The following is an 11,518-nucleotide window of genomic DNA, read 5'->3' as shown; positions in this document are numbered from 1 at the left end:
CCGAACCGGATGCAGAACCGGCAGCCCTGATCGCCTAACAACAACACAGGATCACCCGCTGGCCACCCCATACACCACCAGCGCGGACGTGACCTGATGCGGCGGTTGAGCAGGTGGTCAGGCTGCTGCGAACCGGGGCTGTGCCGCCGCATGTTCCGGCGTTGGCCGACGCGGTCGGATTGTCCGAGCGGCAGCTGCGGCGGCGGTTTACGGAAGCGGTCGGCTACGGCCCGAAGACCCTGCACGGCATCCTGCGCTTCCAGCACGCCCTACGCCTGGGACGCGCCGCCCCGAACAGCCTCGCCGACGTCGCCTACCAAGCCGGTTACGCCGACCAAGCGCACTTCACGCGTGAGGTGCGGCGGCTGGCCGGCCTGACGCCGACCGAACTGCTCGGATCGGGCGAGTAGGGCTAGCCCCATTTCCCGCGCCGCGGGGGCTCCGCAGAATTGATCACGTCGCAAAGCCCTGCTTCACGACGCCATCTGCTGATCTTCCACGGGGAGCCATCATGAACCCTCTCGCGCGCCGCGTCGCGGTCCTCGCCATCACCTGCTCGGCGCTCGCCGGCCTCACCGCCGTGTCCGGCGGAACCGCCTCGGCGGCGAGCGCGACGCCGGCGCCCGCCTTCCCGCCCCTGAACCCCGCCGCGCTGCAAGCCGCCATCCAAACCCAGCCCAGCGACAACGCCGCCGGCGACGTCGTCCGCGTCGGCGAGCCGGGCGTGCTGTGGAAGGGGTCCACCGTCGACGCCGAGACCGGCCGCCAGATCCCGCCGGACGCGCACTTCCACGCCGGGAGCATCGCCAAGACGTTCGATACCGTCGTGATCCTGCAGCTCGCCGCCGAGGGCCGTATCGACCTCGACCAGACCGTCCAGCACTACATGCCCGGCCTGCTGCCCCACACCTTCGCGCCGATCACCGTCCGCCAGCTCATCACCTTCACCAGCGGCCTGCCGGACGTCGACGAGGGCGCGCCCGCAGCGAGCGCCGACCAGGTCATCGCCACGCGCTACACCTACCGGACCTTCGACCAGATCATTCAGGAGACCCTGCGCCCGACCGACCGCCCGTGGCCCCGGCCGCACTTCGCGCCGGGCACCAAGCAGGAGTACAACTCCCTCGGCTTCCGCATCGGCGGCGCGCTCATCGAGCACGTCACCGGCCGCTCCTACAAGCAGGAGCTCACCGCGCGCGTCCTGCGCCCCCTGCACCTGACGCAGACCTCCGTCCCCGAGGACGACCCCGTCATGCCGCGCCCCTACCTGCACGGCTACATGACCGACGACGAAGGCCAAGCGATCGACGTCAGCGAGCAGGGCGGCGACCCCTCGAACCTGATCTCCACCCCCTCCGACCTGGACCACTTCATCACCGCGCTGATGCAGGGCCGCCTGCTGCCGCCGGCGCAGCAGAACGAGCTGTTCGCGATCCCCACCGACGGCGCCGGCCAGCCGCTGCCGTTCGTCAACGGAAGCTCCTGCCCGAAGGTGGCCTGCTTCGGCGCCGGACTGATGTCCACGAAGCTGCCGAACGGCGTGGTGCTGTGGGGCAAGACCGGGCACGACGACGGCTACGCCAACGGCATGTTCGCGACCAGGGACCTGTCGATCCGCGCGGTGTACTCGGTGTCGAACCTCAGCGTGGACTTCTCCGCGCCGAGCCCGCTCAGCCAGCGCCTGATCGCGGCGGTCCTGACACCCGCGCGGACTGACTACAACCGCCCGTAAGCCCGCAGCACCCGCAGCGCCTTCACCGTGGCCCCCGGCCGCGCCTCCACCTCCGTGGTCGCCGACCACTTCGCCCAGGTGATCGGCCACCCGCCGTCCGGGTCCTGCGATGCCGCCAAGTGGTCCAGACTCCGCCGCATCTCCTCGTCGCTGAACCACGCCCGGGCGAGGCTGTCAGGACTCGGCGCGTAGTCGTACGGCAGGTGGTACTCCCCCGGCGCGTACCCCGGGGCGACCGGCGTGTCCTCGGGGTGCGCGGGGTCCAGCAGCACCATGCGCTGCTCGCGCAGCAGTTTGCCGAGCCGGTCGGCCTGCTCGCGGGCCCAGGCCCGGTCCGGCGCTGACTCCAGGAACATCAGGGCCGACTCCACTCCGTAAGGGTGCGTCTGCTCCATGGCCTCCACTCCCCGGCGCGCGAACTCCACCGCGCCGGGGATCCAGGGGTGCGTGACCCCGCTGCGCAGGACCGGGCCGAGGATCTGGCCGGTGGACAGGACGTCGGCGGCGGGTTCGACCGTGACCGGCAGCCACGGCGGACGCGGGTAGGCGCCCAGCGTCGGCAGCACCGCCGGCACGCCGCCCTCGGCGGTGGTGACCGTGCTCAGCCAGTCCAGCACCGGCGTCACCGACGCTGCGTCGAGCCGGCCGGCGTCCTCCAGGATCGTCAGGGCCGTGGCGGCGGTCAGCGGTTGGGGCTCGGGCCCGCGGATGTCCGGTTCGAGTCCGTACGCGTAGGCGCCGTCGCCGGTGCGGTACGCGGCGAGCGCCGCCGCCAGGCCTGAGCCGTCCGGGGCGCGGCCGAAAAGGACTTCGAAGCGGCGTTGCTCCAGGACGCGCCCGGAGGTCCACAGGAAGGTCTCGGCGCGATCGGTGATCGGTCGGGTCTTGTTCGCGTTCATGCAGCTGAAGCTACGCCGGGGCGCCCGGGGCGTCTTGAACGTTCCGGCCATGGTGCCGTACACCACAGCCGCCTCGCACGACAGGTGCAGGGTCCTGCTCTAAGGTCGGCTATGACGTAGCAGTGAACATGTTCCAGTTTCCTTGGGAGCCATAGTCGTGAGTGCACCGCATATCGGTTACGCCGCCATGTTGGAGCAGTTCGGTCCGATCGAGGTCACGGAGTACTCGGCGCTGGCCGAGCAGCACGGCTTCACCGGGACCATGGCCGCCGACCACTTCCAACCCTGGGTGCCGCAGCAGGGGAACGCCCCCTTCGTGTGGAACGTGCTGACCGCCATCGGCGAGCGCACCACCACCGACATGGGCCCCGGCGTGACGTGCCCCTCCTTCCGCATGCACCCGGCGATGGTGGCGCAGGCGTCGGCGACGCTGGAGGCGATGTATCCGGGGCGGCACTGGCTGGGCCTGGGGTCCGGGGAGGCCCTGAACGAGCACATCATCGGCGGGTACTGGCCCGAGGCGCCGACCCGGGTCGCGATGATGTTCGAGGCCATCGAGGTGATCAACAAGCTGTTCACCGGCAAGGACGTGAAGCACTCCGGCAAGTACTACACGCTGGAGACCACCCGGCTGTGGACGCTGCCGGCCGCGCCGCCGCCGATCTACATCGCCGCCGCCGGCCCCTACACCTCGCGCAAGACCGGCGAGCTGTGCGACGGCATCATCACCCCGGGCGCGGCGCACTCCAAGGTCGAGGGCGTGTTCCGGAACTTCGCCGAGGGCGCGCGCAAGGCCGGCAAGGACCCGGACACCATGCCGAAGATCCTGCAGCTGCACCTGTCGTGGGCGCCGACCGACGAGGAGGCGCTGGCCAACGCGGTGACCGAGTGGCCCAACGGCGGGATGAAGTTCCCCAAGCAGGACATCCGCTCGCCGTTCGACTTCGAGCAGATGGCCAAGCTGGTGCGGCCGGAGGACTTCGAGGGCCGGATGGTCATCTCCTCCGACCCCGACGTGCACCGCGCCTCCATCCAGGCCTTCCTGGACCTCGGCGTGGACCGGATCTACCTGCACAACGTGGGCCGCAACCAGGCCGAGTGGATCGAGGTCTTCGGGCGCGAGGTGCTGCCGAAGCTGACCCGGTAGGCGCCGGCGAGCCTGGGGCGCTCTGAAGGGACCAAGGGACCCTTCGAGGCGCTGTTCAGATCGTGCGATGGTGGGCCGACTGGTCCGGATGGCTGACATCCGGGCCGTCGGCCCGCGCTGTGCCGCAACCCGCGGCCTGGATGTTCGTTGACGATCACCGAAGGGGCGTCGTGTTCGCCCCGATTCGTGATTTCGTCGACTCCTCAAGGACATCCATGCACGGGTTCGTGAAGAAGGGTCTGCTGCTCTCGCTGGCCGCCGGCTCGCTGATGGTCGGCAGCGCCGGCGCGGCCGCGGCGGCCGACTCGGCCACCACCGAGGGCGCCGCCGCCGACAGCCCCGGGCTGGCCACCGGCAACGTCGCGCAGGCCGCGGGCGACGTGCCGGTGCAGGTGTGCGGGGACGCCGGGACCCTCGGCGGGGCGGTGGACAACGCCCTGGAGAACCGCTGCACCACCTGGTACAACCGCGCCTCGGTCCGGGGCGAGGCCGCGAACGACCCGGGCGCGGTGTCCGGCGACGTCGTCGGCGGCGCGCTGAACACCCCGGTGCAGGGCTGCGGCCTGGCCGGGACGGCCGCCGGCGTGCAGTCCGAGGTCGCCGGGAACTCCTGCGACGACCTGGACACCTCCGCGAAGGCCGTCGCCGCGACGTCCAACGACCCCGGCGCGGTGTCCGGCGACGTGGTGCAGGCGTCGGTGAACGCGCCGGTGCAGCTGTGCGGCGACGCGGTGTCGGTGGGCAGCTTCGCCACCGGGGCCGAGGACAATCACTGCGTGAACGGCTGAGCCGAGCTCGAAACCGAGCTCGAAACCGAGCCCGAACTGAGCTCGATCTGAGGTCCGCCTGAGGTCCGGCTGAGCTTGATCTGAACTCGCACAGGGCCTCGCGCCGACCTCGCGCCGACCTCGAACTGAGCGCATCACGCCCCCTTTCCCCGGCTCCGGCCCTCGCTGCGGCGCATGCGAGAGCCGGAGCCGGACTTTCCGGGGTCTTTTGATCGCTCTTTCGGGGGAACAAGGGGTTGGCGCGGCGCGTACTCCCCGCCGTCGGCAGCACACTGACCGTCAGATCCGCAGCCCAGCGGGGCGCGGCGAGATGGGGAGGTGGGGACGCGTGGCGACCCGGCACAGGAAACCCGGTCCGATACGCAAGACCGCTGAGACGCTGCTGGGCGGTGCCGCGGGCATCGGGGCGGTGACCGCGGTGGCCACCGTGCTGCACACCGGCGCGGGCGCCCCCGCCGCGGCGGGCACGTCCGCGCACTCCGTTCCGGCGCGGCCCGGGGCGGCGACGTCCGGCGGCGCCGATCCCGCGGTGGCGGTGGCCGGCGACACGCCGGTCGCGGACACGGCGGCGCCCGGAGACCCGGCGCCCAGCGCGAGCGGGTCGGTGACGCCCTCGGACGCCGGCGGCACCGATCCGCGCATACAGTACGAGCCCACCCACGCGGCTCCCTCGACGTCGCGCACCTACGGGACGAACGACCCGCTGCCGACCTCGCAGGGCATGACCACGCCGCCGCCGGAGACGCGCTCGCGGCCCTGGACGCCGCCGCCCGGCGAACCGAGCCAGCCGAGCCAGCCCGGCCAGCCCAGCCAGCCGACGCAGACCCCGAGCAGCCCCGTCAGTACGCCCGGCAGCCCGACCTCGACACCGACGTCCTCACCCTCGCAGCCCGGCGGCGGGCATGGCGGCGGAAACGGCGGAGGCGACGGCGGCTTGGGCGGTCTGCTCGGCGAGGTGCTGGGCACGCTCGGAACGGTGACCAACACACTGCTCGGCGGACTCGGAAAGCACTGATCCGGGCAGATGAGGCCCTGTCAAACCCCACCAACCCCCGCAGCCCCATCTTTGTCAGTGGTTTGACATTCCTGCCGGCTGCGGAATCATGGTTCTGGTACCACGTTCGGTTTCCGCACCCCGGCGCGATAGCCGTCGCGCTGTTGACTGGCTACCTTGAACTGCACGAGTGCGGAGGCTGAGACGGGAGCGGAGGATGACGCGGCGGATCGGGCCGGCGGTGGGGCGCTGCCGTGCTGCCCCGTCCGGCCCCGCCGTGAACAGCATTTCCCTGATCTTCAGGTCCCGATGCCACGATCGGGGGCACCGGCTATCGCCGCGTCCGCCCCGGGGTACGACGTCCAAGGCTGGGCCGCTGGTCGCACGGCCACCCGACCGGGCGGAAGCGCCGCGCCGGATGGGGCAAACGACCGCGCACGGTGAGGATGTGTCGGCATGATTGTGTCTGGGCCCCCGCCGGGGTCCGCACGGACCACCCACAGGACGGCGGGAATGGCGTCGGCGTTCGACCTCTCCGGTTTCTCGGTCACCGACATGGTCGTCGCCTCCGGCGAACTGCGCGCCGCCACCGCCGGGGCCGCCACCATGGAGGAGGGCTCCGCGGCCATCGTGGACTGGCTGCGGCACGCCTTCACCGACCCCGCGACCGGCCGGCCGGCGTTCGCCCTGGCCCGCATGTTCCACACCGTCACCTGGGACCGCCTCACCCCCGACCTGCGCTCCTACGTCAACACCCGGGACCCGGCCGCGGCCGCCAACGACGACGGCCTGCCCTACCTGACGCTGCTGGCCACCTCCGGCGACCACCCGCACTGGGCGGACCGCCGCAACAGCCGCGACCACCAGGCGATCCCGCTGTCCGCCTCGGACGTGGTGCGGCGCGCGCCGCTGGCGCTGGCGCTGCTGGACCGGCTGCTGGGCCTGCAGCAGGCCGAGCCGGTGCCGTCGCGGCCGCACGGCGTCGGCGGCGGTGTCGGCGGTGAGGGCTCGGGCCTGTCGGCACGGCTGCGGGACCGGTTCGACGTCTTCCATGTGCCCGAGGCGTTGGGCAGCCCTTATGTGCCGACGCCGGAGTTCGTCCGGGACTACCAGATCCGCTCGGCGATCGCGCTGGGCGCGGTGCTGGACTCCGGCGGGCCGGACCATCCGGATCTGCCGGGAGTGCGGAACACGTCCCTCTACACAGCGCTGCTGTATTCGCGGGTGCGGATCCCGGCCGAGACCGCGGCGCTTTTCCGGACGCTGGCCGCGGCGATCCGGCTGGCGCTGACGCCGCTGCTGGCAGTGCCCTTGTTCGCGCCTTCTCCCCCGGCGGCCGGGCACCAGGTGTTCGGGGCGCGCAACGGGAACGGGACGAGCCCCGCCATCGGGGGCGGCGCGAACGCCGCCCCGGCCGGGAACGGCATCCCGGCGCCCGGGCCTTCGGGGAACGGCAACGGGAACGGGCACCGGCCGTCGGTGACGCTGGTGCCGCAGCAGGCCTCCGCGCCGCCTCCGTCGTCCTCCTCGATGCCGGCCTCGCCCGGCGACGGCGGCGCCGCGGCGCTGGCCGCCGAGGCCGAGCTGCGGGCCTCGCAGCGGCGGCTGACGCAGGAGACCCGGATCGTCGAGACGCTCTACATGATCGGGCAGTCCCTGCACCGGGAGCTGGACACCCGCAAGATCGCCAAGCTCGCCACGGATGCCGCCACCACCGCGATCGACGCCGAGTTCGGGACCTGCTTCTACACCCTGACCTCGACCAACGGCCAGGCCCAGACCCGGTTCGCACTGGCCGGCACGATCCCGGCCGAGCGCTTCGAGAACCTGCCGATGCCGCGGCCCACCTCGCTGGTGGGCGCGGCGTTCCCGGGCACGGCGCCGATCCGCTCCGGCGACGTCACCGCCGACCCCCGCTACGGCCAGCGTGCGCCGTTCCACGGCCTGCCGCCGGGCCATCCGCCGGTGAAGTCGTTCCTGGCACTGCCGATCACCACGATCGGCGGCACGGTGCTGGGCTCGATGTACTTCGGGCACTCCGAGCCGAACCGGTTCACCGAGCGCGACGAGCAGATCGTGAAGGGCATCGCCGGCCAGGCGGCCTCGGCGATGGACAACGCGCGGCTGTACCGGCTGGAGCGCGAGACGGCGGTGGAGCTGCAGAACTCGCTGCTGCCGGCCTATCCGCCGCAGCTGGCGGAGCTGGAGATCGCGTTCACGTACCTGCCCGGGGCGCAGGGCACGCAGGTCGGCGGCGACTGGTTCGACGTGATCCCGCTGGCCGGCGGCCGGGTGGCGCTGGTCATCGGGGACGTGATGGGGCGCGGGATCCGGGCCGCGGCGATCATGGGGCAGCTGCGGACGGCGGTGCGCGCCTACGCGGTGATGGACCTGCCGCCGGGGCAGATCATGCACCTGCTGAACCGGCTGGTGTGCGAGATGCCGGCCTCGGCGGCGAGCAGTTCGGCGGCGCTGAACGCACTGAACGCGACCGGGTCGCACCCGGCCGGGATCGGGGCGCTGGGGCCTGCCGACGACGGGGTCGCCGAGCAGATCGCGACCTGCGTGTACGCGGTCTACGACCCGGCCGAGGAGGTGCTGACCTGGGCCAGCGCCGGGCACATGCCGCCGGCGCTGATCACCCCGCAGGGCACGGCGAGCCTGCTGGAGGACGACCTCGGGATGCCGCTGGGCATCGAGGAGGCGGTGTTCGACGAGAAGATCCAGCCGCTGGCCGGCGGCAGCAGGCTGCTGCTGTACACCGACGGCCTGGTGGAGTGCCACAACGCGCCGCTGACGGAGCGGCTGAACCGGCTCTCGACCGAGCTCGTCCGCACCGACGACGGACCGCTGGCGACGTCCTCCGCGCCGCTGGGCTCGGAGACGGTGCAGCGGACCTGCGACCGGCTGCTGCACGCGATGCTGTCCGGCGACGAGCACGACGACGTGGCGCTGCTGATGGTCCGGACCCGGCCGACGCGCATCCGCAAGGCCGCGCTGGACCTGGACCCGGACCCGATGGCGGCGCGCGCGGCGCGGCGCTTCGTGACCTCCACGCTGGCCGAGTGGGACCTGGAGCACCTCACCGACGACGTGCTGTCGGTGGTGACGGAGCTGGTCACGAACGCCACCCAGCACGCCGCGACGACCAGCCAGCTGGCGCTGCGCTCGCACCCGGGGCGGCTGATGGTGGAGGTCGCCGACTGCGACGGCCGGATCCCGCGGCCGGCCGTGACGCAGGCGATGGACGAGCGGCACCGGGGGCTGCTGATAGTCGCGCAGCTGTCGCAGCGCTGGGGAGTGCGGCCGACGGACCGCGGGAAGATCGTGTGGGCCGAGATGAGTGAGGGCGAGGCGGAGTAGCGCGGCTGCGTTACGCGTCAAGCTGAGAAGACAGTTTCAGCGGGGCCGGGCTGCCCCGCGCCGAAGTCCGAAGCTCAGCCCTGCTCTGTTTCCTGCTTCTGCTTGGCCTTCTTCTGCTTCTTCTCCTTGGCCAGCGGCGCCCCGCCGCTGATCCCGGCCGCGATCGACGTGGTCGAGGCGGCCTGCGCGACCGTCGTGCCGAGGTCCGTGTAGATCGGCGCCTTGGCCGCGCGGAAGGCCCTGCGAAGCCGCTTGAAGAACTCCATGTCCCGCAGGCTACACGCGCGCCTACAGCAAGGGCCGAAGTTCCTCGCGCACCCGGCGTTCGACCACCGCGAGCGCCAGGTTGGCGTCCTCGCGGGCGAACGGGGCGCCCTCGCGGTCCACCAGCGGGCCGCGGGTGCCGGGCCAGCCGCCGGCCACGCCGAGTTCGCGCAGCGACGTGCGGGCGCCGTTGGCGGCAGGGAGACCGCCGGCCGCGGCGCGGTCGAGGGTGGCCCGGCGGTGGCGCCAGCGCCAGGGGTCCGCGGCGGCTCCGGCGGCGGCGTGGGGGGCGGCGAAAAGCAGGCGCGGGACGGCCGCCGCGGCGTGCCAGCCCTCGACGAGGGCCGCGGAGACGCCCAGGCCCGGCAGGCGGTCCACGCCGCGGTAGCCGGCCGCCACCGGCTCCAGGACCAGGCCGTGGATCTCGACCAGCGCCAGGCCCGGGGCGGCCGAGGCGGACAGGTAGACGGTGACCACGGTCTCGGCCGGGTTCGACAGGATGCGGAAGCGGCGGAAGACGCGGGGGTTGGCGGTGCCGCGCGGGGAGGGCAGCAGGCGCAGGGAGGCGTCGGTGGTCTGGCCGACGGCCAGGACCGGGCCGGTGGCGACCACGAAGTCGTCCCAGGCCACCTTGTCCAGCAGGCCCTCCGGGCCCAGGCCCGGCACGCCGTCGGCCAGCGCCTCGGTGACGCGCTCGATCAGGTCCTCGACGTCGTAGCGGATCGGGCCGGTCTCCAGGAGCCAGCGGCGGCGCAGGACCTGGCGGCCGGAGCCGGCGAAGGGGCGCGCGGGGTCGGCGAGGACCTGGCGGTCGGAGGCGGCGCGCGCCGCGAGTTCGGCCAGGGCGCGGCGGGCCCAGACGGTCTCGGTGGTGACCCAGCGGTGCGTGCCGAAGCGGTCCCGGCGCAGCTTGTCGACCAGGACGTGCCGGGTCGCCAGACGTTCGGCGACGACGATCAGCCAGGCCGTGAGGATCCCGGCCAGCGGCACGAAGATCCACGCCACGAACGGGCTCCCGGGTCCGGCGTCGTGGAAGCGCGCCGGGACGGCGAGGCCGAAGGGCCGGGCCAGGCCGGCGGCCGAAGCGATCGCGCCGGCGCCGGCGACGCCCCAGACCAGGGCCACGAAGCGGGCCAGCGGGGCGAACGCGGGGGTGATGGCAGGGGACGGAGACAGCGACTGGGGCCGCGCCTCGGTGCTCTCCGGGCCGGTGCCGTCGCTCCCGCTGCCGCCGCGCGCGGTGCCGCCGGCGCCGGAGAGCAGCAGGCGCAGGCCGGCGCCCCAGACCAACCAGACGCCGACCGTCCAGACCGACACCAGCAGGGCGACGACGATCAGCGCCACGAGGGCCAGGTCGCGGTGCAGGCGGCGGGTGCGCGCGGCCAGGGCGTGCCGGAGCACCAGGACCTCGTCGACGCCGGTGGAGGGGGCCGGGGCGCGGCCTTCGTCGAAGACGAACTCCTTCAGGGCGCGGCGGGTCAGGGCGGCGTCGAGGTGGACGGCCGCGCAGAGGTAGCGGGTGGCTTCGTCGCCGGGGGCGGGGGCGGACCAGGTGGGGGCGGGTGGCGTGGGTGGCGGGGTGGGGGCGGCCGGGGCGGTCAGGGCAGGTGCCGGCGGCGGGGCGGCGGCGGCTGTCGGGGTGGTCGGGCGGGGCGGCGGCGGGGGCGGGGCGGCCGCAGCTGTCGGGGCGGTCGGGCGGCGCGGCGGCGGGGTGGTGGGGACGGTGGTGGTGTCGTGCGGCGCGGCGGTGTCGTGCGGCGCGGCGGTGTCGTGCGGAGTGGCAGCGGCGGTGGCGTGCGCGGTGCCGGCCGGGTCGGAGCCGGTCAGGGCGGTACTGGTCCGGTCGGAGCCCGTCAGGTCGGCGCTGGTCGAGTCGGCACTGGTCTGGTCGGCACTGGTCTGGTCGGCACTGGTCAGGTCAGAGGCGGCTGGGCCGGAGCCGTCGCTGGAATCGCTGCCGGAGGCCGGGTCGGAGCCAGACCCCGGGCGGCTCTCGCGGGCTGTCTCGGTGGCTCTGGCCCGTGCTCCGCCCCCGAACAGGACCTCGCCGAGGATGTCGGAGGCGCGGCGTAACCGGCCGGCCTCGCCTGATCGGGTTTCGGATCCACCGCCCTCGGGCTCGCCGGTCTCGGGCTCATTGCCTGCGGACTCGCCGCCTTCCGGCTCACCGGCTCCCGGCTCGGCGCCGTCACCTCCGGCCGACCCAGCACCGTCCGCCGCCCGGCCCGCCGCCTTCAACCCGCACTCCCCACGCTCGCTCGCGCCCTCGCGCCCTGAAGCAAATCATGAACCGCGCTCCCCCCGGGCTGCGATCGCATCAGAGTATGGACT

9 protein-coding genes are annotated in these 11,518 nt (G+C 73.4%); 6 read left to right on the top strand and 3 right to left on the bottom strand.

What is annotated here, in order from left to right; translation table 11 throughout:
- Window positions 1-161 precede the first annotated feature (161 nt).
- Both ABH935_RS47720 and ABH935_RS47715 read left to right on the top strand, forming a co-directional pair.
- Window positions 162-410 carry a helix-turn-helix transcriptional regulator gene (locus tag ABH935_RS47720; protein ID WP_370384651.1) on the top strand — a complete coding sequence of 83 codons (249 nt, stop codon included), beginning with the start codon at window positions 162-164 and terminating at the stop codon, window positions 408-410.
- Between the two features lie 101 nt (window positions 411-511).
- A complete protein-coding gene (locus tag ABH935_RS47715) occupies window positions 512-1,732 on the top strand; it encodes a serine hydrolase domain-containing protein (protein WP_370384650.1) in 1,221 nt (406 codons plus the stop codon).
- On the opposite strand, the gene ABH935_RS47710 is transcribed toward ABH935_RS47715, so the two are convergent.
- A complete protein-coding gene (locus tag ABH935_RS47710; protein WP_370384649.1) occupies window positions 1,717-2,631 on the bottom strand; it encodes a hypothetical protein in 915 nt (304 codons plus the stop codon). The genes ABH935_RS47715 and ABH935_RS47710 overlap by 16 nt on opposite strands.
- A 157-nt stretch (window positions 2,632-2,788) precedes the next feature.
- Between ABH935_RS47710 and ABH935_RS47705 the strand changes: the two genes are divergently transcribed.
- From ABH935_RS47705 to ABH935_RS47690, 4 genes are all read left to right on the top strand, one after another.
- Window positions 2,789-3,778: a TIGR03557 family F420-dependent LLM class oxidoreductase gene (locus ABH935_RS47705; RefSeq protein ID WP_370384648.1), complete on the top strand. Its 990-nt coding sequence runs from the start codon at window positions 2,789-2,791 to the stop codon at window positions 3,776-3,778.
- 215 nt (window positions 3,779-3,993) lie between these two features.
- Window positions 3,994-4,566 (top strand): chaplin, encoded by a 573-nt coding sequence (locus tag ABH935_RS47700; RefSeq protein ID WP_370384647.1) that lies wholly within the window; start codon window positions 3,994-3,996, stop codon window positions 4,564-4,566.
- Between the two features lie 328 nt (window positions 4,567-4,894).
- Window positions 4,895-5,581: a hypothetical protein gene (locus ABH935_RS47695; RefSeq protein WP_370384646.1), complete on the top strand. Its 687-nt coding sequence runs from the start codon at window positions 4,895-4,897 to the stop codon at window positions 5,579-5,581.
- Between the two features lie 492 nt (window positions 5,582-6,073).
- Complete coding sequence (locus ABH935_RS47690; protein WP_370384645.1) at window positions 6,074-8,923, top strand: SpoIIE family protein phosphatase; 2,850 nt, start codon at window positions 6,074-6,076, stop codon at window positions 8,921-8,923.
- 74 nt (window positions 8,924-8,997) lie between these two features.
- Here ABH935_RS47690 and ABH935_RS47685 read toward each other — a convergent pair whose 3' ends face one another.
- Both ABH935_RS47685 and ABH935_RS47680 read right to left on the bottom strand, forming a co-directional pair.
- Window positions 8,998-9,189, bottom strand: coding sequence for a hypothetical protein (locus ABH935_RS47685; RefSeq protein ID WP_370384644.1), 192 nt, complete (start codon window positions 9,187-9,189; stop codon window positions 8,998-9,000).
- 22 nt (window positions 9,190-9,211) lie between these two features.
- Window positions 9,212-11,425: a hypothetical protein gene (locus tag ABH935_RS47680; protein WP_370384643.1), complete on the bottom strand. Its 2,214-nt coding sequence runs from the start codon at window positions 11,423-11,425 to the stop codon at window positions 9,212-9,214.
- Between the last annotated feature and the right edge of the window lie 93 nt (window positions 11,426-11,518).

The sequence above is a fragment of the Catenulispora sp. GAS73 genome (genome assembly GCF_041262085.1).
Classification (GTDB): Bacteria; Actinomycetota; Actinomycetes; order Streptomycetales; family Catenulisporaceae; genus Catenulispora.
The sequence above is the reverse complement of the archived record's forward strand: the minus strand, read 5'-3'. Positions and strand labels throughout refer to the sequence as shown.